We start from the raw sequence: 24286 nt of genomic DNA on the forward strand, positions 1-24286 counted from the left end.
CTCACCCAATGGGTCGAACTCCTACCTTTGCGAGGCTGCCCGCCGCGCGCTCATGTCAGGAAGCCGCGCAGCAGCGCCGCCGTACCCGCGCAGTGCTCGCGCATCATCTCCCGCGCCCCGTCCGCGTCGCCGTCCAGCACCGCCTCCACCAGCGCGGTGTGCTGGCGCTGGGAGTGCTCCAGGTTGCGCACCAGCAGCGGGATGCAGTCGAGGAGGTCGTTCACCGTGGCCCGCACCGCCGCGTACCGGGCGGTGAGGGACGGGGAGCCGCTCAGCTCGGCCAGCGTGAGGTGCAGCAGGGTGTCGCACCGCCGGTAGTCCTGCAGCGGCGCGTCCCGGGTGGCCGCCAGCGCCGCGCGCAGCCGCCGTACCCCGTCCGGCTCCAGGCCGTGCTGCGCGCACAGCCCGGCGGCCCCCACCTCCAGCACCTCCCGGAAGCGCAGCACGTCCTCGACGTCCACCTCGGCGACGCGGCGCCGCAGTGCGTCCTCGCCGCCGGCGTCACTGCGCGGCAGCACGAACGTTCCGCCGTAGCGGCCGCGCCGGGACTCCACCAGGCCCTGCTCCTGGAGCACCTTCAGCACCTCCCGCAGCGTCACCCGGCTGATCCCGAGCCGCTCCGCCAGGTCCCGCTCCGCGGGCAGCCGCCCGCCGGCCGGCACCAGGCCGAGCCGTACGACCTGCAGGATCTGCTCCAGGGCCTCCTCGAAGCCGTTGCCCGCCCGCACCGGCCGCAGCAGCGGGGCGAGGCGGTCCGGGGTCCCCATCCGGCCGTTCCCCTCCTCCGTCCGCGCCATCCGGTCGCGTCCCCTTCCCAAGCAATGGTCGTCGGCCATACCTTATGGCTTCCGGGGCCGGACGAGAACGCCGCAGACGCCCAAGGAGGCTCTCCCGTGGCAGACCGCACACCCCCGCTGAGCGTCGAGGAGCTGCACGCCCTCGTCGCGAGCGGAGAGATCGACACCGTCGTCCTGGCCTTCCCCGACATGCAGGGCCGGCTCCAGGGCAAGCGGTTCGCCGCCCGCTTCTTCCTCGACGAGGTCCTCCACCACGGCACCGAGGGCTGCAACTACCTCCTCGCCGTCGACGCCGACATGAACACCGTCGACGGCTACGCCATGTCGTCCTGGGATCGCGGCTACGGGGACTTCGCCCTGCGGCCCGACGTGCGGACGCTGCGCCGCGTGCCCTGGCACCCCGGCACCGCGCTGCTGATCGCCGACCTCGCCTGGGAGGACGGTTCACCGGTCGCCGCCGCACCCCGCCAGATCCTGCGCCGCCAGCTGGAGCGGCTCGCCGCACTCGGCTACACCGCGCGGGTCGGCACCGAGCTGGAGTTCATCGTCTTCCGCGACAGCTACGAGCAGGCCTGGGACGCCGGCTACCGGGGCCTGACCCCCGTCAACCAGTACAACGTCGACTACTCCATCCTCGGCACCGGCCGCATCGAGCCCCTGCTGCGCCGGATCCGCAACGAGATGGCCGGCGCCGGGATGACCGTGGAGTCCGCCAAGGGCGAGTGCAACCCGGGCCAGCACGAGATCGCCTTCCGTTACGACGAGGCCCTGGTCACCTGCGACCAGCACGCGATCTACAAGACCGGCGCCAAGGAGATCGCCGCCCAGGAGGGCGTCTCGCTCACCTTCATGGCCAAGTACAACGAGCGCGAGGGCAACTCCTGCCACATCCATCTCTCCCTCGCCGACACCGACGGCACCAGCGTCATGGCCGCCGGCGACGGCATGTCCGACGTCATGCGGCACTTCCTCGCCGGGCAGCTCGCCGCGCTGCGGGACTTCTCGCTGCTGTACGCGCCGCACATCAACTCCTACAAGCGGTTCCAGCGCGGCTCCTTCGCGCCCACCGCCGTCGCCTGGGGCCACGACAACCGCACCTGCGCCCTGCGCGTCGTCGGCCACGGCCGCTCCCTGCGCTTCGAGAACCGCCTGCCCGGCGGCGACGTCAACCCGCACCTCGCCGTGGCGGGCATGGTCGCGGCCGGGCTGTACGGCATCGAGCAGCGGCTGGAGCTGCCCGAGCCGTGCGCCGGCAACGCCTACGCCGCCGACTACGCGCACGTCCCGACCACCCTGCGCGAGGCCGCAGAGCTGTGGGAGAACAGCCCGCTGGCCAAGGCCGCCTTCGGCGACGAGGTCGTCGCGCACTACCGCACCATGGCCCGCGTCGAACTGGACGCCTTCGACGCCGCCGTCACCGACTGGGAGCTGCGCCGCTCCTTCGAACGCATGTGAGGCCCCGCGTGAGCCACCGGACCGACCCGAACGTCCTCGACGTCCTCAACCCCGCCACCGAGGAGGTCGTCGCCACCGTCCCCGCCGCGACCGCCGCCGACGTGGACACCGCCGTCGTCCGCGCCGCGCAGGCGCAGGCGAAGTGGGCCGCCTTCCCGCCCGGCGACCGGGCCCGGCTGCTGCGCCGCTTCGCCCGGGTCGTCGACGAGCACCTGGAGGAGCTGGCCCTGCTGGAGGTCCGCGAGGCCGGGCACACCCTCGGCAACGCCCGCTGGGAGGCGGGCAACGTGCGCGACCTGCTCGACTACGCCTCCGGCGGGGTGGAGCGGCTGACGGGACGCCAGATCCCGGTGCCCGGCGGGCTCGACGTGACCATCCTGGAGCCGCTCGGCGTGGTCGGCGTCATCGCGCCGTGGAACTTCCCCATGCCGATCGCCGCCTGGGGCACCGCGCCGGCGCTCGCCGCCGGCAACGCGGTGATCCTCAAGCCCGCCGAGACCACCCCGCTGACCGCGCTGCGCCTCGCCGAACTCGGCCTGGCCGCCGGGCTGCCCGAGGGACTGTTCCAGGTGCTGCCGGGGCACGGGCCGGTCGCCGGCGCCGCCCTCGTCGAGCACCCCGGCGTCGCCAAGATCGTGTTCACCGGGTCGACGGCCGTCGGCAAACAGGTGTGGGTCAAGGGCGCCGACCGGCTCAAGCGGATCACCCTGGAACTGGGCGGCAAGAGCCCCAACATCGTCTTCGCCGACGCCGACCTCGAACAGGCCGCGGCCGCCGCGCCCATGGCCTTCCTCGACAACAGCGGCCAGGACTGCTGCGCCCGCACCCGCATCCTCGTGCAGGCGTCCGTGTACGAGCGTTTCCTCGCCCTGCTCGCCCCGGCGGTCGAGTCGGTCGTCGTCGGCGACCCGGCCGACGAGTCGACCCAGATGGGTCCGCTGATCTCCCGCGCCCAGCTGGAGCGCGTGCGCTCCTACGTCCCCGACGGGGCCGAGGGCATCCGCGGCAAGGCGCCCGAGGGACCCGGCTTCTGGTACCCGCCGACCGTCCTCACCGGCGTCGACCCGCACGCGCGCGTGGCCGTGGAGGAGGTCTTCGGGCCGGTCGCCGTCGTCCTGCCCTTCAAGGACGAACGCGAGGCCGTCGCCCTCGCCAACGCCACCGACTACGGCCTGTCCGGCTCCGTGTGGACCCGGGACGTCGGCCGCGCCCTGCGCGTCTCCCGGGCCGTGCGCGCGGGCAACCTGTCCGTCAACTCCCACTCCAGCGTCCGCTACTGGACCCCCTTCGGCGGGTTCAAGCAGTCCGGCGTCGGGCGCGAGCTCGGCCCGGACGCGCTGGCCGCCTTCACCGAGACCAAGAACGTCTTCATCAGTACGGAGGGCCCCGCACAGTGACCGAAGAGATCGTGTGCCGCCGCCTCGTCGGCCGGACCGCCGTCGTCACCGGAGCCGGCAGCGGCATCGGCCTCGCCTCCGCCCGCCGCCTCGCCGCCGAGGGCGCCCACGTGGTGTGCGGCGACATCGACGAGGCCCGCGGCAAGGCGGCCGCCGAGGAGACCGGCGGACTGTTCGTGAAGGTCGACGTCACCGACCCCGAGCAGGTCGAGGCCCTGTTCCGGGCCGCCCACGACACCTACGGCAGCGTCGACATCGCCTTCAACAACGCCGGCATCTCCCCGCCCGACGACGACTCCATCCTGGAGACGGGCCTGGAAGCCTGGCGGCGCGTCCAGGAGGTCAACCTCACCTCCGTCTACCTGTGCTGCAAGGCCGCGATCCCGTACATGCGCCGGCAGGGCAGGGGATCCATCATCAACACCGCCTCCTTCGTGGCCCGGATGGGCGCGGCGACCTCCCAGATCTCCTACACCGCCTCCAAGGGCGGCGTGCTCGCCATGTCCCGGGAGCTGGGCGTGCAGTTCGCCCGGGAGGGCATCCGGGTCAACGCCCTGTGCCCCGGACCGGTCAACACCCCGCTGCTGCAGGAGCTGTTCGCCAAGGACCCCGAGCGGGCCGCGCGCCGGCTCGTGCACATCCCGGTCGGCCGGTTCGCCGAGGCCGAGGAGATCGCCGCCGCCGTCGCGTTCCTCGCCAGCGACGACTCCTCCTTCGTCAACGCCACCGACTTCCTGGTCGACGGCGGCATCTCCGGCGCGTACGTCACCCCGCTGTAGGGGCGAAACGGTACGGTCCGGGCGTATGCGACAGCTCCTCGCGTGGACCCTGGCCGCGGCCGCCGTCCTGGCGGCCGCGCCCACCGCACACCCCGACGGCCGCGCCGCCTGCCCCCGCCTCACCGGCACCTGGTACGGCGACAACCGCGCCCACCTCCAGCAGGCGATCGACACGCGCGGCACCTGCTCCGGCCGGCCCGGCCGCCCCCGCCCGGTCGCCGCCTTCGACTGGGACAACACCGTCGTCAAGAACGACGTCACCGACGCCACCCTCGCCTGGGCGCTGCGCCACGACGCGCTCCTGCGCCCCGCCCGCTGGACGGACACCAGCGCCTGGCTCACGGCCACCGCCGAGCGCGCCCTGACCCGCGCCTGCGGCACCGGCCCGGCCGGCACCGCGCTGCCCACCTCCCGCAACGCCCGCTGCACCGACGAGATCCTCGAGATCCGCGAGCGGGGCACCACCATGAGCGGCGCCCCCGCCTTCGCCGGCCACTGGAACCACCGCCGCACGGTCCCGCAGTACGCCTGGGTGCCCCAGCTGTTCACCGGCCGCACCCCCGCCGAACTCGCCTCCTACGCCCGCGCCGCCCGCCGCGAGGCCCTCGCCGCCCCGGCCGGCTCCACCCGCCGCGTCGGCACCCACACCCTGCCCGCCTCCGTCCGCTACTACGACCAGCAGCGCGACCTGATCCGCACGCTGCGCCGCGCCGGCTTCGACGTCTACATCGTCTCCGCGGGATCCGAACCCGTCACCGAGGTCTGGTCCCGCGGCGTCGGCGTCGACGCCGCGCACACCCTCGCCATCCGCTCCGTCCTCGACCGGCGCGGCCGGATCACCCCGTGGAACGAGGGCTGCGGCGGCGTCCCCGCCACGCGCGGCGCCGTCATCCCGTACATCGACGGCAAACGCTGCTGGATCAACCAGGAGATCTACGGCGTCCACGGCCCCGCCGCCTGGCAGCGGCAGCCCTGGCCGCACCGCCCCGCGATCGCCGGCGGCGACGCCGACACCGACGTCACCTTCGTCGGCGACGCGACCGCCGTCCACCTCGTCGTCAACCGCAACAAGCCCGAGCTGATGTGCCGGGCCTACGACGACGCCGACGGACGCTGGCTGGTCAACCCGATGTTCCTGGAGCCCCTGCCGCGCCGCACCGCCCCCTACCCGTGCTCCACGACCGCCTTCACCGCGCCCGACGGCACGAGCGGGCCGGTGCGCCGGGACGACGGATCGGTGGTGCCCGACCAGCGGGACACCGTGTACTGACCGTCAGTCCGCGTCCTACAGTGCCGGGATGAGCATGACGCCCTCGCCCGGCTGGTACCCGGACCCGACCGCCGAGCACCTGGAGCGCTGGTGGGACGGCACGTCCTGGACCGAGCACCGGCGCACCCGGGAGACGCCGCCGGCCCCGCCGCAGCCCGCCGTACCCGCGCCGCAGCCGCCGCCGGGGTTCCCGGGGCATCCGGCGGCGTTCCCCGCGCAGCCGGTGACGGTGCCGCAGCCGGTGGTCCGCTCGGGGCGCGGCAGGGCCGTCGCGCTCATCGTCGCCGGTGCCGTGCTGGTCGCCGCGATCGCCACCGGCGCGCTCCTGCTGGGCCAGGGCGACGACGGCGGCGACCCGACGGCCGGGACGACACCGCGCCCCGCCCCGGCCGCCACGGCGACCGCCGAGCCGTCCACGGCCCCGCCGTCCTCCGCCGCGCCCACCGGCGACCCGTCCGTCGTCGTCGACCAGCTCAACGGCATCACGCTGAGGATGCCCGACGGCTGGGTGAAACCCGAGTTCGTCGCCGACGACTCCGTCGTCATGACCACCGACGGCACCTACGACTGCCCCGGCGACCCCGGGATGTGCCGGCACGGCCTGGTCACCACCCACACCGCCACCTCGACCGACGACACCTCGCCCGAGGCCATCGCCGAGGCCGACATCGGCGAGGCGGCGCAACTGGCCTTCGACCACGACTCCATCGGCCGGCGGCCCTACGGCGGCATGACCGGGCACCAGGTCGTCGCCCAGGGACCGGTGGCCGTCGCGGGCCGCGCCGGGTACTACGTGCGCTGGCGCGTCACCACCGCCAAGGGACCGGGCGGCTACGTCCAGTCCCTCGCCTTCCCCTCCAGCGTCGGCACCGAGGCCCCCGTCGTCGTCCGCTACGTCTTCGACACCGGCCGGGGCGCGCCGCCGCTCGCCGACATGGACCGCATCACCTCGGGCATCCGGCCCGTGGGCGACGCGGCCACCGGCGGCGGCGTGGGCAGCAGCATCGGCCCGACGCCGTGAGCGTGCGCCGTCACAGGAACGTGTGACCCTCGCCCCGGTACGTCGGCACGGTCGCGGTCACCCGGTCGCCCTCCACCAGGTGCAGGCTGTCGAACCGCTCGCACAGCTCACCGGCCTTGGCGTGCCGGAACCACACCTTGTCGCCGACCAGCAGATCGTCGGCGGGCGAGCCGAGCAGCGGCGTCTGCACCTCGCCGGCACCCTCCTGCGGGTCGTAGCGCAGCCCCTCGGGCAGATACGGCACCGGCAGCCGGTCCGGGCCGGCCGCGCCGGAGGCCGGGTAGCCGCCGCCCAGCACGGTGACGACGCCGACGCCCGGCCGCCGCACCACCGGCTGCGCGAACAGGGCGGCCGGACGGCCGCTGAACGACGTGTAGTTGTCGAACAGCCGCGGCACGTACAGCCCCGACCCGGCCGCCACCTCCGTCACGGCGTCCTCCGCGACCGTGTGCTGCACGCTGCCGGTGCCGCCGCCGTTGACGAACTCCAGCTCCGGCACGACGGCCCGAACCGCGCGCACCACCGCGGCACGCCGCTCGGCCAGTTCGCGGCGGGCGGCGGCCTGCATCAGGCGGATCGCCCGCGACCGCAGCGGCCGCCCGGCGACCGCGTCCCCGACACCGGCGATGTGCCCCTCGTACGCCATGATGCCCACGACCCGGAACCCCGGCCGGCGCGCCACCGCCCGCGCCAGCGCGGCGACGTCGGCGGGGGAGTGCAGCGGCGAACGCCGGGCCCCCACCCGGACCCGGCCGCCGAGGAGCTTGAGCGAGGTGTCCAACTCCAGGCACACCCGCACCACTTCACGTCCGTCGCCGCGCGCCGCGTCGATGAGGTCGAGCTGCGCGATGTCGTCGACCATGACGGTCACCGCGGCCGCGAGCTTGGGATCGGCGGCGAGTTCGGCGAAAGCGGCGCGGTCGGCGGACGGGTAGGCCAACAGGACGTCGTCGAAGCCGGAACGGGCCAGCCACAGCGACTCGGCGAGCGTGAACGACATGATCCCGCGGAAGCCGTCCTTCGCCAGGACCCGCTCCAGCAGGGCGCGGCAGCGCACGGACTTGCTGGCGACCCGGACCGGCTTGCCCCCCGCGCGGCGGACCAGATCGTCCGCGTTGGCGTCGAAGGCCTCCAGATCCACGATGGCCACGGGGGCGTCGAGATGGGCGGTGGCCCGGTCGTAACGGGCCCGGTCGGCGGCGCGCGCAGTCATGACGGCAGCCTGCCAGACGTGATTACCGCAGGGTAGGGGGACGTTCCGGGCAGATGCCCCGGGCTCGTGCACTGGTTCCCGTCGGGCCAGGTCCAACCCGTAGAGTGACGCGCAGCGCAGGCGACACGACGGTCCGGGGCCGAGGAAACGGGGGGTGCATGAGCACGGAGGCACGCCACGGCGCCAGGCCCCTGCCGGGGCATCCGGCGACCGCCAGGACGGACTCCGGCGCGGATTCCGCTTCCGACGCGGACCCCGGTTCCGCTTCCGGTTCGCGCTCCTCCTCGTCCGTGCCTCGGGTGATCCCGCCGCGTTTCCCGCTGCTGCGCCCCGGCGCTTCGGGCGGCGACGCCGCGGACGCCCCGCCGCCGGCCGCCTCGGCCCGCTTCCCGGACGACCCGCCTCCACCGCCCGCCTCGGCGCGTTTCCCCGACGGCCCGCCTCCGCCGCCCGCTTCGGCCCGTTTCCCCGACACGCCGCCGACGGTCGGCCGGGGCTCGGGCGCCGCGCGCGCGGGCGCGCGGGTGCCGGACGAGTCGCCCGAGGAGACGACCGCCCGGCTGCGCCCCGTCCCCGCCGCCCCGACCGCCTCCAGCGAGCCTGCCGGTGGCGCGTCGACTGGTTCCGTTTCGTGCGCCGATAGTCCTTCGGCGGCTTCCGCTTCGGTCGCCGGCGCTGACGGTCCCGCCGCCTCCGACACCTGCGACCGCGCCGAGCGGCGCCTCGACCTGGACGCGGAGCGGCCGGCCCCCGCCGGATTCCCGTCCCGGCCGGGCGCGCGGGCGCAGGGGACCTGCGGCGCGGGGAGCGGCCTCGGTGACACCGGGGCGTCGGCCGCGTACCGCGGGGACCGTCCGGGCCCCGATCCCTTCGCCCGCCCGGGCACCGGCGGCCGCGTCCCCGGCGTCGGCGCCGGGCGTCCCTGGGCGCCGTACACCCCCGCCGCCCGCAGCGGCCCGGCCGACGCCACGACACCCGGCGGCCCACCCGGCCGTCCCCGCTCCGGTGCTCCGGACGGCGGCCCGGAGGCCTCCGGCCCCGACCGCTCCTTCGGCCCCGACGGCTCCTTCGGCCGGGGCTCGGCACGGGGCACCGCCGACGACTCCTCCGGGTACGACGGCCGCCTCGGCCGTGCCTCGACGCCCGGCGCCTCCGCGTCCGGCGCCTTCGACGACCGAGAAGCGTCCCGCGCCTTCGGCGATCGCTCCGCCCCGCGCGCCTTCGGCGACCCCGGGGCATCCGGCGCCTCCGTTCCCCGCCCCCACGGCGGCAGCCCCGGGGCACCCGGCGCCCCCGGTGACCCCGCAGTCCCCGGGCACGCACCCGACCCCGCCCTGTCCTGGACCTCGGAGGCCGGGACGGCCCGGCCGCGGGTGTCGCTCGGGCAGCCGGAGTTCTTCGACGACCACGCCCACCGCGGGCCGGCCCGGCTGCGGCGGCACTCCGTCGCGGCCGCCGTCTGCCTCGTCCTCGGCCTCGGCCTCATCGGCGGCGCCGTCACCGGGGCCTGGCTGACCGGGGACTCCGACGAGGCGGGGACGGCGGGGAGCTTCGCCGCGACCGCCGGACTGTGGCACAACGTGCCCGTCGACCAGCTCTTCCCGCCCACCGTGTCCGGCCCCGGCGCCGGCCCCGGCGGCGCCGACCGCACCTGGACCCGGGTCGCCGTCGCACCCGACGGCGGCTGCGCCGACGCCTTCGACCCGCTGCTGCGCAAGGCCCTCGCCCCCGTCGGCTGCGCCCGCCTGCTGCGCGCCACCTACACCGACGCCACGCAGAGCTACGTCACCACCGTCGGCCTGCTGTTCACCAAGGCCGACCCGGCCGGCATGCGCGCGCTGAACACCCGCTTCCGCACCGAGGCGCTCGGCACCCGCCCCGATCTGATGCCCCGCCCCTACGCGGCCGCCGACACCCCCGCCGCCGGCTTCGGCGACCCGCAGCGCGCGAGCTGGACCATCCACGTGCTCACCGACGCCCCCGTCGTCGTCTACGCCGTCACCGGCTGGGCCGACGGCCGCAGCGTCGACGCCCCGCAGCCCGCCGGGTCCCGGTCCGGCGCCACCACCGCCCCGCTCCAGGCCGGCCTCGGCAACGAGGCGCAGGGCCTGGCCGACCGCATCGAGAACAACCTGCGCCGCACCGCGCACGCGCCCACGGAGACCTCCTCATGAGCCGCCCCGCCACCGTCGCGCGCGCCGGCCGCGCCGGGCTGCTGTCCTGCCTGCTCGCCGGCTCCCTCGCGCTGCTGCCCGCGGTCCCCGCGCACGCCGACGGCATACGCGGCCAGCAGTGGGCGCTGGACGCCCTGCACGCCCAGCAGATCTGGCGCACCACCCGCGGCGAGGGCGTCACCGTCGCCGTCCTGGACACCGGTGTCGAGGCCGACCACCCCGACCTCGCCGGCAACGTCCTGACCGGCACCGACCTCGTCGGCTTCGGCGCGAGGGAGGGCCAGCGCCCCTGGGCCCGGCACGGCACCGCGATGGCCTCGATCATCGCCGGGCACGGCCACGGCCCGGGCGGCGCCGACGGCGTCATGGGCATCGCCCCGAAGGCGCGGATCCTGCCGGTGCGCGTGATCCTGGAGGACAGCGACCCGGACCGCGACCGCGCCCGCCGCACCCGCGGCAACGCCCTCGCCGAGGGCATCCGCTGGGCCGCCGACCACGGCGCCGACGTCATCAACCTCTCCCTGGGCGACGACTCCGCCTCCGCGCACCCCGAGCCCGCCGAGGACGAGGCCGTGCAGTACGCCCTGAAGAAGGGCGCCGTCGTCGTCGCCTCGGCCGGCAACGGCGGCGAGAAGGGCGACCACATCTCCTACCCGGCCGCCTACCCGGGCGTCATCGCGGCCACGGCCGTCGACCGGTTCGGCACCCGCGCCTCCTTCTCCACCCGCCGCTGGTACGCCACGGTCAGCGCGCCCGGCGTCGACATCGTGATCGCCGACCCCGACCACCGCTACTACCAGGGCTGGGGCACCTCCGCGGCCTCCGCGTTCGTCTCCGGCTGCGTCGCCCTGATCAAGGCCGCGCACCCCGGGCTGACCCCCGCGCAGATCAAGGCGCTGCTGGAGCGGACCGCCCGCAACGCGCCCACCGGCGGCCGCGACGACTCCCGCGGCTTCGGCTTCGTCGATCCCGCGGCGGCGATCAAGGCCGCGGCCGGACTGAAACCGGAAGGCCTGCGCTCGGCGGCGTACGGCGAGAAGTACTTCGGCGACGGCCCCGAGACCCCGCACGCGCAGGACGACACCAGCGACTGGGCGGCCCCGCTCGCCGGCAGCGCCGGGGGAGTGCTGCTGGTCGTCGCCGTCGTGCTGTGGCGCGGGCGGCGCGAGGAGGACGACGGGCGCGGGCGGCGCGAGCCGTACGACGCCCTGTGAACGCCGCCCCGCACCCACCGCGTAGGGTCGGAGCGTGGCGAACAAGAACATTCCCGACCCCGGCTTCTCCGACGACGACGGCTCCGCCGACCCGCGGCTGAGCGCCGCGCTCGCCGCCTGGGCGCAGGACCGCACGGCCGTCGGACCCGTCCTGGCCGCGCTCAAGGGTGCCCGGCTGCTGGTCCCGGTGGTGGCTGTGCTGGGCGAGGTCGAGGAGGACGAGAACGGGCTGCGCCGCGAGAAGACCTCCGACATGGCCGTGCCGACGCTGAAGGCCGGGAACCGCACCGCGCTGCCCGCCTTCACCTCCACCGACTCCCTGGCCCGCTGGGACCCGGCCGCCCGCCCCGTCGCCGTACCGCTGCACCAAGCGCTGCAGGCCGCCGCGCACGAGAAGGCCGACACGGTCGTGCTCGACCTGGCCGGGCCCGTCCCCTTCGAGCTGACCGGCCCCGCGCTGCTCGCGCTCGCCGAGGGCCGCACCACCACCGATCCGCTCACCGACCCGGCGGTCGTCGAGGCCGTGCGGGCCGCCGTCGCCGCCGAGCCTCGGGTGCTGCGCGCCCACCTCGGGCCGGGGCAGGCCGACGGCACCCTGGCCCTGGTCCTCGACCCGGACGCCGTGGCCGCCGACGCCGCCCGCGCGGTCGCCGAGCGGCTGGCCGCCGACGACACACTGAGGGCCCGCCTGGTGCGCGGCCTCGACCTGGCACTGCTGCCGGCGTCGGCCACGCCTCCGGGCGAGCCCCTGTACGTGCGCGGATGACCTGCCTGCCGGGGACGGCCTACTTGCCGTAGACCGGGCCGGTGTACTTCTCGCCCGGCCCCTGGCCCGGCTCGTCCGGGACGATCGACGCCTCGCGGAACGCCAGCTGCAGCGACTTCAGGCCGTCGCGCAGCGGCGCCGCGTGGAAGGAGCTGATCTCGGTCGCGGACGCGTCCAGCAGACCGGCGAGGGCGTGCACCAGCTTGCGGGCCTCGTCCAGGTCCTTGTACTTGTCGCCCTCCTCGGTCAGGCCGAGCTTCACGGCGGCGGCGCTCATCAGGTTGACGGCGACCGTCACGATCACCTCGACGGCGGGGACCTCGGCGATGTCGCGGGTCATCTCGTCGAAGGCGGGAGCCTCGGACGATGCGGTGGACTCAGGAGGGGTGTCACTCATGCCCACACGATAAGCGGTTCCGGGTGGCGTCCTTTCGATTAGGCCTTGTCAAGCGATGCTGCTAGGCTTGATGACGACCGGCCGGACATTCTCATGTGTACGGCCCACAAGTGGAGGCTCCGAACTCCCACCTGACCGTCCCCCGGGACGGCGGGTCATCCGGTCAGGCGGCCACCATCGTTCCGTACGGACGATGGAGTCGCCCGATAGTGCGCCCCGCGGTCACCGCGGCGGTGCTCCGGTAGTGCGAGGAGCCCCGCCTGTGATCGTCCGGGGCATTTTTTCTGCTTCGGCGCGGTTAGGTCTTGTGAAAACAGACATACGCGGCTGTCCGCCAGACGGTCGTGTGGTGCTACCGAGGAGGATCCATCAGCGCCGAGCCCCGCATCAACGACCGGATTCGCGTTCCCGAGGTGCGACTTGTCGGTCCCAGTGGCGAGCAGGTCGGCATTGTGCCGCTCGCGAAGGCACTGGAGCTTGCTCAGGAGTACGACCTCGACCTGGTTGAGGTCGCGGCGAACGCCCGTCCGCCCGTGTGCAAGCTCATGGACTACGGGAAGTTCAAGTACGAGTCGGCCATGAAGGCCCGTGAGGCGCGCAAGAACCAGGCGCACACGGTCATCAAGGAGATGAAGCTCCGGCCGAAGATCGACCCGCACGACTATGACACCAAGAAGGGTCACGTCGTCCGGTTCCTCAAGCAGGGCGACAAGGTCAAGATCACGATCATGTTCCGTGGTCGCGAGCAGTCCCGGCCCGAGCTGGGCTACCGACTGCTGCAGCGCCTCGCGGAGGACGTCCAGGACCTCGGTTTCGTCGAGTCGAACCCGAAGCAGGACGGCCGCAACATGATCATGGTCCTCGGTCCGCACAAGAAGAAGACCGAGGCGATGGCCGAGGCCCGCCAGGCGCAGGAGGCCCGCAAGGCCGAAGCGAAGGCCAACCCCGGCCGTTCGCAGAACCCCGCGGACGTCCAGGCCGACGACGAGGCGTCCGCCGAGGAACCTGCCGAGGCGTGATCCCGGGGACCACGGCCCGGGGTGACACCCGGGACGCACGTCCCATGGAAGTAACCGAAACAAGAGCGACGCTCCACCGTGCCCGGTTTTCGCGACCGGGCACCGGAGCGCCACCGACGAGGAGAGAACGGCGCTATGCCGAAGAACAAGTCGCACAGCGGTGCCAGCAAGCGCTTCAAGGTCACCGGCTCCGGCAAGGTGCTCCGTGAGCGCGCCGGCAAGCGCCACCTGCTCGAGCACAAGTCGTCCCGCGTGACGCGTCGCCTCACCGGCAACGCCGAGATGGCCCCGGGCGACGCCGCGAAGATCAAGAAGCTTCTCGGCAAGTGACGTCCGCGGCGCTCCCCGTGAGCGCCGGACGCCAGGACCGGGACCCATTCGAACCCGGGCCGTGTGACGACACCCACGGCCCCGCTACAAGGAGTTAACAAGTGGCACGCGTCAAGCGGGCAGTCAACGCCCACAAGAAGCGCCGGGCGATCCTCGAGCAGGCCTCCGGCTACCGCGGTCAGCGTTCGCGCCTGTACCGCAAGGCCAAGGAGCAGGTCACCCACTCGCTGGTCTACAACTACAACGACCGCAAGAAGCGCAAGGGTGACTTCCGCCAGCTGTGGATCCAGCGCATCAACGCCGCTGCCCGCGCCAACGGCATCACCTACAACCGCTTCATCCAGGGTCTGAAGGCCGCGAACATCGAGGTCGACCGCAAGATCCTGGCCGAGCTGGCGGTCAACGACGCGAACGCCTTCGCGGCGCTCGTCGAGGTGGCGCAGAAGGCGCTGCCGTCGGACGTCAACGCGCCCAAGGCCGCGTGACGCTGCGCTGGCTTTAGCCGTTCATTGCAGGACCCGCAGGCCGAGAAGCCTGCGGGTCCTGCTGTTGAGGCGGTTCGGCCGTCGTTCGGCCGCGGGCCCGTTGTGGCTGGTCGCGCAGTTCCCCGCGCCTTTCAGGGGCGCTGCTCCGCCGACGTTCACAAGAAACAAGACTCTCCCGAAAGCGAAGAACAGCATGCCTCCCGTCAGCCCCGAGCTGATCTCTGCCCGGTCGCCCCGTGTCGTCGCCGCGCGGCGGCTGGCCAAGCGGAACTTCCGGGGGAAGGAGCGGCTGTTCCTCGCGGAGGGGCCGCAGGCCGTGCGGGAGGCCGCCGGGCACGCGGACACGCTGACCGAGCTCTTCGCCACCGTCGAGGCCGCGGAGCGGTACGCCGACATCGTCGGGGAGGCCCGCACCGCCGGCGCCCGGATCCACCTGGCGTCCGAGCAGGTCATCGAAGACATCTCCACCACCGTGACCCCGCAGGGGCTCGTCGGGGTGTGCCGGTTCCTCGACACGCCCTTCGAGGAGATCCTGCGGCGCCGGCCGAAGCTCGTCGCCGTGCTCGCCCACGTCCGCGACCCCGGCAACGCCGGCACCGTGCTGCGCTGCGCCGACGCCGCCGGCGCCGAGGCCGTCGTGCTCACCGACGCCTCCGTCGACCTGTACAACCCCAAGGCCGTGCGCGCCTCCGTCGGCTCGCTGTTCCACCTGCCCGTCGCCGTCGGCGTCCCCGTCGAGCAGGCCATCGACGGGCTGAAAGCGGCGGGTGTGCGCATCCTCGCCGCCGACGGGGCCGGCGACCGCGACCTCGACGAGGAGCTGGACAAGGGCACCATGGGCACCCCCACCGCCTGGGTCTTCGGCAACGAGGCCTGGGGCCTGCCGGAGGAGACCCGCGCCCTCGCCGACGCCGTCGTCCGCGTCCCCATCCACGGCAAGGCCGAGAGTCTGAACCTCGCGACCGCCGCGGCCGTATGTCTGTATGCGTCCGCGCGCGCACAGCGCGCCTACGGAGGGTGCCGCTCCGTCACCGGAAACTAGTAGGGTGACCAGCTCGGGGGCCTACTCAGCTCTCAGAAGAGGTGGGATGACGGGGATGAGCGTCGGCACCAGCAGCGCACCGGGGGAACGGGACGTGCGGCGAGCGCCCGCGCCCCGGTCGCCGGGCGACCCCGCCGCACCCGGCCTGGACCCGGACGACCTGCCCGACGGCCTGGTGGTCGCCGACGAACACGGTCGTGTGGTCTGCTTCAACGCCGCCGCCGAGCGCATCACCGCCCTGCCCGCCGCCCAGGCCCTGGGGCAGCCCCTGGAGAAGGCGCTGCCCTTAGAGGATCTGGAGGGGCGGCGCTGGTGGCAGCTGAGCGACCCCTACGGGGGCCTCGCCACCCGCACCCGGCAGCCCGAGCGCAACCTGCTCCTGCCCGGCGGCCACGAGGTGCTGGTCACCGCGCGCTATGTGCGCAGCGAGCCCACCGGGCCCGTCCAGCGCGTCGTCGTCTCGCTGCGGGACACCGAGGCCCGCCGCCGCACCGAGCGCAGCCACGCCGAGCTGATCGCGACCGTCGCCCACGAGCTGCGCTCCCCGCTCACCTCCGTCAAGGGCTTCACCGCCACCCTGCTCGCCAAGTGGGAACGCTTCACCGACGACCAGAAGCGGCTGATGCTGGAGACCGTCGACGCCGACGCCGACCGCGTCACCCGGCTGATCGCCGAGCTGCTCGACATCTCCCGCATCGACTCCGGCCGGCTGGAGGTGCGCCGCCAGCCCGTCGACATCGGCGCCGCCGTCGGGCGCCACATCCAGGCCTACGTCGCCGCGGGGCAGCCCGCCGACCGTTTCCTGCTGCGCCTGGAGCAGCCGCTGCCCGACCTGTGGGCCGATCCCGACAAGATCGACCAGGTGCTCAGCAACCTCATCGAAAATGCCGTGCGTCACGGCGAGGGAACCGTCACCATCGACATCACGGCCACGGCGTCCCCCCGCGAAGGGGAGGAGACCGGCACGTCGGTCACGGTGAGCGACGAGGGGCCCGGCATCCCGGAGGAATCCATGAACCGCGTCTTCACCCGCTTCTGGCGGGGCAGCAAGCGCGGCGGCACGGGCCTTGGGCTGTACATCGTCAAGGGCATCGTCGAAGCCCACGGCGGCACCATCACGGTCGGCCGCGCCCCGCAGGGCGGCGCCGAGTTCCGATTTACGTTGCCCGTGGCGGCCCCGGCGTATCTCGCCTGACGGCCCACGGGCTCTTCGCATACCTCCACCCCGTTAGACTCGGCCTTTGGCACCTTTGTGTCCTTGACACGGCCCACCCGAGGTCACGGGGACCATCCGCCAGCCAATCGGAAGCACGGGAAGAGATGTCGGCACCGAATAAGTCGTACGACCCTGTCGAGGTCGAGGCGTTGAAACCGGAAGAGATCGAGCGCATGCGGGACGAGGCGCTCGCCGCCTTCGCCGCCGCGGACTCCCTCGACGCGCTCCAGGAGGCCAAGGTCGCCCACACCGGCGGCGCCTCCCCGCTGGCGCTCGCCAACCGGGAGATCGGCGCTCTGCCCCCGCACGCCAAGGCGGCCGCCGGCAAGCTGGTCGGCCAGGCCCGTGGCGCCGTCAACAAGGCCCTCGGCGTCCGCCAGGCGGAGCTGGAGGCCGAGCGGGACGCGCGCGTGCTGGTCGAGGAGAACGTGGACGTCACCCTGCCGTACGACCGTGTCCCGGCCGGTGCCCGCCACCCGCTGACCACGCTCTCGGAGCGCATCGAGGACATCTTCGTGGCCATGGGCTACGAGGTCGCCGAGGGCCCGCAGGCCGAGGCCGAGTGGTTCAACTTCGACGCGCTCAACATCGGCCCGGACCACCCGGCCCGCGGCGAGGCCGACACCTTCTTCGTGGCCGGCCCCGAGGGCGGCACCGAGTCCGGTGTCGTGCTGCGCACCCACACCTCGCCCGTGCAGATCCGCTCCCTGCTGGAGCGCGAGCTGCCGGTCTACGTGATCTGCCCCGGTGTCGTCTACCGCACCGACGAGCTGGACGCCACGCACACCCCGGTCTTCCGCCAGGTCGAGCTGCTCGCCGTGGACGAGGGCCTGACCATGGCCGACCTCAAGGGCACCCTGGACCACATGGTCCAGTCGCTGTTCGGCGAGGGCATGAAGACGCGGCTGCGGCCGAACTTCTTCCCCTTCACCGAGCCGTCCGCCGAGATGGACATGGTGTGCTACGTCTGCCGCGGCGAGTCCGTCGGCAACCCGGACCGCCCCTGCCGCACCTGCTCCTCCGAGGGCTGGATCGAGCTCGGCGGCTGCGGCATGGTCAACCCGCGGGTGCTGACCGCCTGCGGCGTCGACCCGGAGAAGTACAGCGGCTTCGCCTTCGGGTTCGGCATCGAGCGGATGCTGATGTTCCGCCACAACGTCGAAGACATGCGAGACATGGTCGAGGGTGACGTCCGGTTCACCCGGCCCTTCGGGATGGAGATCTGATGCGGGTCCCGCTTTCTTGGCTGCGGGAGTACGTCGACCTGCCGGCCACCGAGACCGGCCGTGACGTCCAGGCCAAGCTCATTTCGGCCGGTCTGGAGGTCGAGACGGTCGAGCAGCTCGGCGCCGACCTCAAGGGTCCCCTGGTCGTCGGCCAGGTGCTGACCATCGAGGAGCTGACGGAGTTCAAGAAGCCGATCCGCTTCTGCACCGTCGACGTCGGTCAGGCCAACGGCACCGGCGAGCCCCAGGAGATCATCTGCGGCGCCCGCAACTTCCAGGTCGGCGACAAGGTCGTCGTGGCCCTCCCGGGCGCGATCCTGCCCGGCGACTTCCAGATCGCCGAGCGCAAGACCTACGGCCGGATGTCCCGCGGCATGATCTGCTCCAGCGACGAGCTGAACATGGGCGACGACGGCACCAAGGGCATCATCGTCCTGCCGCCGGAGACCGAGGTCGGCCGGGACGCCGTCGAGCTGCTGGAGCTGGTCGACGAGGTCCTCGACATCGCCGTCACCGCCAACCGCGGCGACTGCCTGTCCATCCGCGGCGTCGCCCGCGAGACCGCCATCGCCTACGGCCTGCCGCTGCGCGACCCGGCGCTGCTCGACGTGCCCGCCCCGAACGCCTTCGGCTACCCGGTGCAGGTCGGCGACCCGATCGGCTGCGACCGCTTCACCGCGCGCACCGTGACCGGCCTGAGCCCCGAGGCGCGCTCCCCGATCTGGCTGCAGCGCCGTCTGCAGAAGGTCGGCATGCGCCCGATCTCGCTCGCCGTCGACGTCACCAACTACGTGATGATGGAGCTCGGCCAGCCGCTGCACGCCTACGACCGGTCGCTGGTCCAGGGCACCATCGGCGTGCGCCGCGCGGAGCAGGGCGAGAAGATCGTCACCCTCGACGGTGTGACCCGCACCCTCGACGCCGAGGACCTCGTCATCACCGACGAGCGCGGCCCCATCGGCCTGGCCGGCGTCATGGGCGGTGCCAACACCGAGATCGCCGACCACGACGCCGGCGAGGACGGGGCGAACGGCACGACCGACGTGGTGATCGAGGCCGCGCACTTCAACGCGGTGTCCATCGCGCGCACGGCCCGCCGCCACAAGCTGTCCTCCGAGGCCTCCCGCCGCTTCGAGCGCGGCGTCGACCCGGCGGCCGCCGCAGCGGCGGCGCAGCGCACGGTCGACCTGCTCGTGATCCTCGCGGGCGGCACCGCCGAGGCCGGCGTCACCGAGGTCGTCGCCCCGTCCGCGCCGCGCACGATCGCCATCCCGGCGGACCACCCGGACAAGGTCGCGGGCGTCACCTACGGCCGCGAGACCGTCGTGCGCCGTCTGCAGGAGATCGGCTGCGACGTCTACGGGCAGGACGAGCTGATCGTCACCGTCCCGTCCTGGCGGCCCGACCTCACCGACCCCAACGACCTCGCCGAAGAGGTCATCCGCCTGGAGGGCTACGAGAACCTGCCCTCCACGCTGCCCAAGCCGCCGTCGGGGCGCGGTCTCACCCACCGCCAGCGTCTGCACCGCCGCGTCGGCCGGGCCCTGGCCGGGGCCGGCTACGTCGAGGCGCCGAACTACCCGTTCGTCTCCGAGCAGGTCTTCGACCAGCTCGGCCTGGAGGCCGGCGACCCGGCCCGCCGTGTCGTCAAGCTCACCAACCCGCTCAACGACGAGGAGCCCGCCCTCCGTACGTCGCTGCTGCCGGGCCTGCTCGGTGCCCTGCGCCGCAACGACGGCCGCGGCTCGCACGACCTCGCCCTCTTCGAGACCGGCCTGGTCTTCCACCCGCGCGCCGAGCAGAAGACCGCCGCCGCGCTGCCCGTGGACCGGCGTCCCACCGACGAGGAGATCGCCGAGCTCGACGCCGCGCTGCCCGAGCAGCCGCGCCACGTCGCCGTCGTCCTCGCGGGCGCCCGCGAGCAGGCCGGCTGGTGGGGCAAGGGCCGCCCGGCCGACTGGGCCGACGCGGTCGAGGCCGCCCGGGCCGTCGCCCGTGAGGCCGGCGCCGAGCTGATCGTCCGCAAGGGTGCCTACGGCCCGTGGCACCCCGGCCGCTGCGCCGAACTCGCCGTCACGGTCGACGGCGAGGAGCAGGTGATCGGTCACGCGGGTGAGCTGCACCCGCGCGTGGTGAAGACCCTCGGCCTGCCCGAGCGCACCTGCGCGATGGAGCTGAACCTCGACGCGGTGGAGCAGGCCGGCGACGACACCCCGCAGGCGCCCCGGATCTCCACGTTCCCGGTCGCCACGCAGGACGTCGCCCTCGTCGTCGACAAGCCGGTCCCGGCCGCCGAGGTCGAGGCCGCGCTGCGCGAGGGCGCGGGTGAACTCCTGGAGTACATCCGGCTGTTCGACGTGTACGAGAACGCGGAGCAGCTGGGCGACGGCAAGAAGTCGCTGGCGTACGCGCTGCGTTTCCGCGCGGCCGACCGGACGCTGACCGTCGACGAGGCGTCGGCGGCCCGGGACGCCGCGGTGGCCCTGGCCGCCGAGCGGACGGGCGCTGTCCTGCGCGGCTGATCCCCGCGGGGCTCCCACCTCACTCATACGGGTGAGGTATCCGGCGGACCCGGCCGTTGCGGCTCAAGCGGCGACACAATCGGACCGGCCTTTCGAGGCCGGTCCGTTTGCGCTGTCAGGGCCTGATAGGGGGGCCGACGACATGTTCCGCATCAGGCTGCCGCTGCGCCGGGCCGCCGCATTCGGGCTGCCCACGGCCTGGGGTGCCGCGGCGGTCACCTACAAACTGGCCTGCCCGCTGGCCCAGCAGGACGGTCTCGGCGCGCGCATCGCCACCAGCGCCGTCTTCTTCGCCGTCGGCACCGGCATCGTCGCGCACGTCCGCGGCACCCTGCTGAAGGAACTGACGCGGATACGCCGTATCGCCCGGGCCGCCCAGCGGGTCCTGGTCCGCCCGCTCCCGCCCCGCATCGACGGGCTGCACCTGGCCGCCGCCCAGCTCCCGGCCGAACGGGGTGCCTGCGTCGGCGGCGATCTGTACGAGGTCGTCGCCACCGAGCACGGCGTGCGGGCGGTCATCGGCGATGTGCGCGGGCACGGGCTCGCCGCGCTCGACACCGTCGCCGCGGTCCTCGGCAGCTTCCGCGAGGCCGCGCACGACGAACCCGACCTCGGCGGAGTCCTGCGCCGCCTGGACCGGACGCTGGCCCGGCACCTGCGCGAACGGGCGCGCCGCGAGCACCCGTCGGCCGGCCCCGCGGTCGCCGACAGCCCGGTCGCCGAGGAGTTCGTGACCCTGCTGCTCCTGGAGATCGCCCCCGACGGGAGCGTGCATGCCCTGAACTGCGGCCACCCGTGGCCGTACCGCGTCACCGGTCCCCGCGTGGAGCCCCTGGAACACGCGGATCCGCTGCCCCCGCTGGGCCCGTTCCCGCTCCCGCCCGCACTGCCGCCCGTGTCCTGCGGTCACCTGCCGGCCGGCGGGATGCTGGTGCTCTTCACCGACGGCGCGGAGGACGCCCGCGACCGCCGGGGCCGCTTCTTCCCGCTGCGCGCGGCACTGGCCGGGGCGGCGAGGGGCTCGCCGCTCACCCCGGAGACCATGCTGCGCACGCTGCTGACGGCACTCCTGCGCCACACGGCGGGCCTGCCCACGGACGACATCGCCCTCCTGATCCTGCGCAACGAGCGTGCGTGCCGACGCCCCGAAGGGGCGCGGGGAACCGCGCGAGCGACCACGCCGCACCCGCAGCCGACCCAGCACCTCTAGGGGGTGTCTCGTCGATCACGCCGGATCAGGGAGCGGCGTCTGGTGCCGTGCATCGCAAGGCGGAGGAGGGAGTCGATGCGGAGCATCGGGGACCGACGACAACGCGGCGAGGTGCGGTGCCAGGCGTCGCGAGCCCGGCGTGATCGACGAGACACCCCCTAGCCCCCTGGCGCCGTCTCGCCCCCGCCAAGCCGCCGGAGGCGCTCGCCGCCGGCCGGGCACCGCACTTATGAGGGGGAGCCGGGGCCCGGCCGGGCCTCTTGCGAGGGGGCCCATTCAAGCCGACGGACACGCGGAGCGACACCGCGTGCACGCGGCGGATGCGCGTACTCCGTTCACACCCCGTGTGAAGCGGGACACACTACTCTGTCGGGCACCGAGCCACCCGGGGGGCCAACCCATGCAGCCCAACACACTGCTCGACGCGATCCTGGACGAGGCGGGGATCTCGCACGCCGGCCTGGCCGCGCACGTCAACCAGGCGGGACGCGCCCGTGGACTCGCCCTGCGCTACGAACACACCGCCGTCGCCCGCTGGTTGAAGGGGCAGCGCCCGCGCGGCCAGGTGCCCGACCTGATCTGCGAGGTGCTCGCCCGGCGCCTGCACCGCCCCGTCACCCTGGACGACATCGGCCTCGGCGTCCCCGGCGAGCCGCAGACCCCGCACGGCACCTCCCTGTCCGGTTTCGTGGAGCGCGCCACCGCGCTGTGGCGGTCGGACGAACAGCAGCGCCCGCACGTGCTGGGCGCCCCCGCGGTGACCGGGACACCCGCGGTGATGCCGGTGTGGGAGTGGGAGAACCCGCCGGAGGACGTCGACGTCTCGCGCGGGGGCCGGCACCGGGTCACCCCGGCCGACATCGAGATGCTGCGCGCCGCCCGGGCGCACTACGAGCAGATGTACCGCAAGACCGGTGGCGTCGCGACCCGGTCGCGGATCGTGGGATTCCTCAACGCCGAGGCCGCGCCGCTGCTGCGGGGCGGCTACACCGACGCCACCGGCCGCCAGCTGCACCGCGCGACGGGCGGGCTGGTGGCCGTAGCGGGCATCTGTGCGTACGACTCGGACGCGCACGGGCTGGCCCAGCGCTACTTCCACCAGGCGCTGCGGCTCGCCAAGGCCAGCGGGGACCGGGGACTCGGGGCGTATGTGATAGCGCTGCTGGTCAACCAGTCGCTGTTCATGAAGGAGTACCGGCAGGCGGTCGCCTTCGCCGAGGCCGCGGTGCGCGCCGCCGACCGGCACATCACCCCCGCGCTCGCCTCCGACCTGTACGCGATGCAGGCGAAGGCGTACGCCCACCTCGGCGACGGCGGCAGCGCGCTGTCCTGCATCCGGCGGGCCGAGCAGGCCGCCGAACGCATCCGGCGCGGGTACGAACCGGACGAGACCGGCTATGTCCAGCCCGGGTTGGTCAACGTGCAGGTGGCGGAGGCGCTGTTGAGCCTCGGCGATCTGCAGGGGGCCGGGGAGCACGCGGCGGCGGCCGTGGACAACCCCGCCCACGACCGCGGCCGGGTGCACCGGCTGGCGATGCTGAGCACGATCGAACTGCGCCAGGGCAACGCGGACAAGGCGGTGGCCACGGCGGTGCAGATGGCCGAGCAGGCCCGCGGGATGGAGTCCCAGCGGCTGCGCGACCGGCTCCGCGCGGTGCGCGAACACCTGGCGCGCAGCGGCTGCGCGGGGACGGCCGAGGCGGCCGAACTGATCGACGGGGCACTGCGCGTGCCGCTGTGAACCCCGGCGCCGAACCGGCGGCACGGTGGGCCCGGCTCGTCCCTGCTGCGATATTGCCACTGACCCGACGGAAGGTGGCAGAACCGTGCAGTGGACGAAACAGAACGAACAAACTGTGTACGCAAACCGCTGGTTCAGCGTCAACCTGGCCGATGTCGAGCTGCCGGACGGCCGGCATCTCGACCACTTCCTGATCCGGCTGCGCCCCGTGGCGGTGGCGACCATCGTCAACGAGGCGGGCGAAGTACTGCTGTTGTGGCGGCACCGCTTCATCACCGACAGCTGGGGGTGGGAACTGGCCGCCGGTGTGGTGGAGGACGGCGAGGACATCGCCGCCGCGGCCGCCCGTGAACTCCAGGAGGAGACCGGCTGGCGGCCGGGGCCCCTGCACCACCTGATGAGCGTGGAGCCGTCCAACGGCCTCACCGACGCCCGGCACCACATCTACTGGTCCGGGACGGGGGAGTACGTCGGGCATCCCGTGGACGACTTCGAGTCGGACCGCCGGGAATGGGTCCCGCTGAAGGTCGTCCCCGACCTGATCGCCCGTGGGGAGGTCCCGGCCGCCAACATGGCGGCCGCGTTACTCCTGCTGCACCACCTCAGGCCCGCCTAGGCCGCGCGCCGCACCGCCCCGGGCCCGGCCCCGTCCTCGGCCCCGCCGGATCCGACGAGACACCCCCTAGCGGGCGAGCACCTGCCAGACGGCCACGATCAGCGCGCCCAGGGCGGTGAGCGCGGCCAGCGAGGGCAGCGGCCAGCGGGCGTGTTCGAGGGTGGCGAGCCGGCTGTTCAGCTCGTCCAGTTCCTTGGCGGTCTCCTCGGTGCGATGACTGAGCAGGGCCAGCCCGCCCTCGACGCGGGCGTACGCCACGTCGAGCCGGCGTCGTAACTCTGCGAGGTCTCCCGGGGCGACGGAACGGCCGGAGTCGGCGCTCACGTGTCCACTCCTTTCCGGTGGGCGAAGGGAGCACGGTGCGTCCCTTGCATGTGCATGAAGAGTCAACTCGCC

At 73.8% G+C, this 24286-nt stretch carries 22 protein-coding genes; 18 read left to right on the forward strand and 4 right to left on the reverse strand.

The window, feature by feature from the left end:
- Positions 1-50 precede the first annotated feature (50 nt).
- Positions 51-767 carry a FadR/GntR family transcriptional regulator gene (locus ACF1AL_RS13615; protein WP_391825976.1) on the reverse strand — a complete coding sequence of 239 codons (717 nt, stop codon included), beginning with the start codon at positions 765-767 and terminating at the stop codon, positions 51-53.
- Positions 768-893: 126 nt separating this feature from the next.
- On the opposite strand from ACF1AL_RS13615, the gene ACF1AL_RS13620 reads away from it, so the two are divergent.
- Genes ACF1AL_RS13620 through ACF1AL_RS13640 form a run of 5 tightly spaced genes read left to right on the forward strand, consistent with a single transcriptional unit; the run spans position 894 to position 6719 of the window.
- Positions 894-2252 (forward strand): glutamine synthetase family protein, encoded by a 1359-nt coding sequence (locus ACF1AL_RS13620; RefSeq protein ID WP_391821552.1) that lies wholly within the window; start codon positions 894-896, stop codon positions 2250-2252.
- A gap of 8 nt (positions 2253-2260) precedes the next feature.
- The gene (locus tag ACF1AL_RS13625; protein ID WP_391821553.1) at positions 2261-3649 is read left to right on the forward strand and encodes an aldehyde dehydrogenase family protein; all 1389 of its coding nucleotides are present in this window, start codon (positions 2261-2263) and stop codon (positions 3647-3649) included.
- Positions 3646-4428, forward strand: a complete 783-nt coding sequence (locus tag ACF1AL_RS13630; protein WP_386419691.1) for a 3-oxoacyl-ACP reductase — start codon at positions 3646-3648, stop codon at positions 4426-4428. The genes ACF1AL_RS13625 and ACF1AL_RS13630 overlap by 4 nt, the downstream gene beginning before the upstream one ends.
- Before the next feature lie 25 nt (positions 4429-4453).
- Positions 4454-5698, forward strand: a complete 1245-nt coding sequence (locus ACF1AL_RS13635; protein ID WP_391821554.1) for a haloacid dehalogenase-like hydrolase — start codon at positions 4454-4456, stop codon at positions 5696-5698.
- Between the two features lie 28 nt (positions 5699-5726).
- On the forward strand, positions 5727-6719 hold the full coding sequence (locus tag ACF1AL_RS13640; protein WP_391825977.1) for a DUF2510 domain-containing protein: 993 nt from the start codon (positions 5727-5729) through the stop codon (positions 6717-6719).
- Positions 6720-6729: 10 nt separating this feature from the next.
- Here the strand turns inward: ACF1AL_RS13640 and ACF1AL_RS13645 are convergent, their stop codons facing one another.
- The gene (locus tag ACF1AL_RS13645; protein ID WP_386419693.1) at positions 6730-7932 is read right to left on the reverse strand and encodes an amino acid deaminase/aldolase; all 1203 of its coding nucleotides are present in this window, start codon (positions 7930-7932) and stop codon (positions 6730-6732) included.
- 158 nt (positions 7933-8090) lie between these two features.
- Between ACF1AL_RS13645 and ACF1AL_RS13650 the strand changes: the two genes are divergently transcribed.
- From ACF1AL_RS13650 to ACF1AL_RS13660, 3 genes are read left to right on the forward strand one after another with little or no spacing between them, the layout of a single operon-like run.
- Positions 8091-10106: a hypothetical protein gene (locus tag ACF1AL_RS13650; RefSeq protein ID WP_391825978.1), complete on the forward strand. Its 2016-nt coding sequence runs from the start codon at positions 8091-8093 to the stop codon at positions 10104-10106.
- Positions 10103-11320, forward strand: coding sequence for a type VII secretion-associated serine protease mycosin (gene mycP, locus ACF1AL_RS13655; RefSeq protein ID WP_366838885.1), 1218 nt, complete (start codon positions 10103-10105; stop codon positions 11318-11320). Before ACF1AL_RS13650 ends, mycP begins: the two co-directional genes overlap by 4 nt.
- Positions 11321-11354: 34 nt before the next feature.
- Positions 11355-12086 (forward strand): SseB family protein, encoded by a 732-nt coding sequence (locus ACF1AL_RS13660; RefSeq protein WP_386419696.1) that lies wholly within the window; start codon positions 11355-11357, stop codon positions 12084-12086.
- Positions 12087-12105: 19 nt separating this feature from the next.
- Here the strand turns inward: ACF1AL_RS13660 and ACF1AL_RS13665 are convergent, their stop codons facing one another.
- Entirely contained in the window at positions 12106-12483 is a 378-nt protein-coding gene (locus tag ACF1AL_RS13665; RefSeq protein ID WP_366838882.1) for a DUF1844 domain-containing protein, read from the reverse strand.
- 344 nt (positions 12484-12827) lie between these two features.
- Here ACF1AL_RS13665 and infC point away from each other — a divergent pair, with 344 nt between their 5' ends.
- The 10 genes from infC (at position 12828) to ACF1AL_RS13715 (ending at position 23890) form a co-directional block, all read left to right on the forward strand.
- Positions 12828-13502: a translation initiation factor IF-3 gene (infC, locus tag ACF1AL_RS13670; protein WP_366838881.1), complete on the forward strand. Its 675-nt coding sequence runs from the start codon at positions 12828-12830 to the stop codon at positions 13500-13502.
- A gap of 135 nt (positions 13503-13637) precedes the next feature.
- On the forward strand, positions 13638-13832 hold the full coding sequence (gene rpmI / locus ACF1AL_RS13675) for a 50S ribosomal protein L35 (RefSeq protein ID WP_004933563.1): 195 nt from the start codon (positions 13638-13640) through the stop codon (positions 13830-13832).
- 101 nt (positions 13833-13933) lie between these two features.
- Positions 13934-14317: a 50S ribosomal protein L20 gene (rplT, locus tag ACF1AL_RS13680; protein WP_016642495.1), complete on the forward strand. Its 384-nt coding sequence runs from the start codon at positions 13934-13936 to the stop codon at positions 14315-14317.
- A gap of 193 nt (positions 14318-14510) precedes the next feature.
- Complete coding sequence (locus ACF1AL_RS13685; RefSeq protein ID WP_366838880.1) at positions 14511-15359, forward strand: RNA methyltransferase; 849 nt, start codon at positions 14511-14513, stop codon at positions 15357-15359.
- Between the two features lie 55 nt (positions 15360-15414).
- A complete protein-coding gene (locus ACF1AL_RS13690) occupies positions 15415-16554 on the forward strand; it encodes an ATP-binding protein (protein ID WP_384206191.1) in 1140 nt (379 codons plus the stop codon).
- Between the two features lie 125 nt (positions 16555-16679).
- On the forward strand, positions 16680-17801 hold the full coding sequence (gene pheS, locus ACF1AL_RS13695; RefSeq protein WP_391825979.1) for a phenylalanine--tRNA ligase subunit alpha: 1122 nt from the start codon (positions 16680-16682) through the stop codon (positions 17799-17801).
- Positions 17801-20323 carry a phenylalanine--tRNA ligase subunit beta gene (gene pheT / locus ACF1AL_RS13700; protein ID WP_391702045.1) on the forward strand — a complete coding sequence of 841 codons (2523 nt, stop codon included), beginning with the start codon at positions 17801-17803 and terminating at the stop codon, positions 20321-20323. The genes pheS and pheT overlap by 1 nt, the downstream gene beginning before the upstream one ends.
- 142 nt (positions 20324-20465) lie before the next feature.
- Positions 20466-21533, forward strand: a complete 1068-nt coding sequence (locus tag ACF1AL_RS13705; RefSeq protein ID WP_391702042.1) for a PP2C family protein-serine/threonine phosphatase — start codon at positions 20466-20468, stop codon at positions 21531-21533.
- A 400-nt stretch (positions 21534-21933) separates the two neighbouring features.
- Entirely contained in the window at positions 21934-23274 is a 1341-nt protein-coding gene (locus ACF1AL_RS13710; protein WP_366838872.1) for a transcriptional regulator, read from the forward strand.
- An 85-nt stretch (positions 23275-23359) separates the two neighbouring features.
- Positions 23360-23890 (forward strand): NUDIX hydrolase, encoded by a 531-nt coding sequence (locus tag ACF1AL_RS13715; RefSeq protein ID WP_366838871.1) that lies wholly within the window; start codon positions 23360-23362, stop codon positions 23888-23890.
- Positions 23891-23956: 66 nt separating this feature from the next.
- Here the strand turns inward: ACF1AL_RS13715 and ACF1AL_RS13720 are convergent, their stop codons facing one another.
- Positions 23957-24214 carry a hypothetical protein gene (locus ACF1AL_RS13720; protein ID WP_366838870.1) on the reverse strand — a complete coding sequence of 86 codons (258 nt, stop codon included), beginning with the start codon at positions 24212-24214 and terminating at the stop codon, positions 23957-23959.
- Positions 24215-24286: the final 72 nt, after the last annotated feature.

The sequence above is a fragment of the Streptomyces sp. NPDC014801 genome (assembly GCF_043082085.1).
Taxonomy (GTDB): Bacteria; Actinomycetota; Actinomycetes; order Streptomycetales; family Streptomycetaceae; genus Streptomyces.

Excerpts from the sequence above, each read along its gene's own strand:
- ACF1AL_RS13615 (WP_391825976.1), bottom strand. The coding sequence starts at position 767 with ATGGGGACCCCGGACCGCCTCGCCCCGCTGCTGCGGCCGGTGCGGGCG.
- ACF1AL_RS13635 (WP_391821554.1), top strand. The coding sequence starts at position 4,454 with ATGCGACAGCTCCTCGCGTGGACCCTGGCCGCGGCCGCCGTCCTGGCG.
- ACF1AL_RS13640 (WP_391825977.1), top strand. The coding sequence starts at position 5,727 with ATGAGCATGACGCCCTCGCCCGGCTGGTACCCGGACCCGACCGCCGAG.
- ACF1AL_RS13645 (WP_386419693.1), bottom strand. The coding sequence starts at position 7,932 with ATGACTGCGCGCGCCGCCGACCGGGCCCGTTACGACCGGGCCACCGCC.
- ACF1AL_RS13650 (WP_391825978.1), top strand. The coding sequence starts at position 8,091 with ATGAGCACGGAGGCACGCCACGGCGCCAGGCCCCTGCCGGGGCATCCG.
- mycP (WP_366838885.1), top strand. The coding sequence starts at position 10,103 with ATGAGCCGCCCCGCCACCGTCGCGCGCGCCGGCCGCGCCGGGCTGCTG.
- ACF1AL_RS13665 (WP_366838882.1), bottom strand. The coding sequence starts at position 12,483 with ATGAGTGACACCCCTCCTGAGTCCACCGCATCGTCCGAGGCTCCCGCC.
- rpmI (WP_004933563.1), top strand. The coding sequence starts at position 13,638 with ATGCCGAAGAACAAGTCGCACAGCGGTGCCAGCAAGCGCTTCAAGGTC.
- ACF1AL_RS13685 (WP_366838880.1), top strand. The coding sequence starts at position 14,511 with ATGCCTCCCGTCAGCCCCGAGCTGATCTCTGCCCGGTCGCCCCGTGTC.
- ACF1AL_RS13690 (WP_384206191.1), top strand. The coding sequence starts at position 15,415 with ATGAGCGTCGGCACCAGCAGCGCACCGGGGGAACGGGACGTGCGGCGA.
- pheS (WP_391825979.1), top strand. The coding sequence starts at position 16,680 with ATGTCGGCACCGAATAAGTCGTACGACCCTGTCGAGGTCGAGGCGTTG.
- pheT (WP_391702045.1), top strand. The coding sequence starts at position 17,801 with ATGCGGGTCCCGCTTTCTTGGCTGCGGGAGTACGTCGACCTGCCGGCC.
- ACF1AL_RS13705 (WP_391702042.1), top strand. The coding sequence starts at position 20,466 with ATGTTCCGCATCAGGCTGCCGCTGCGCCGGGCCGCCGCATTCGGGCTG.
- ACF1AL_RS13710 (WP_366838872.1), top strand. The coding sequence starts at position 21,934 with ATGCAGCCCAACACACTGCTCGACGCGATCCTGGACGAGGCGGGGATC.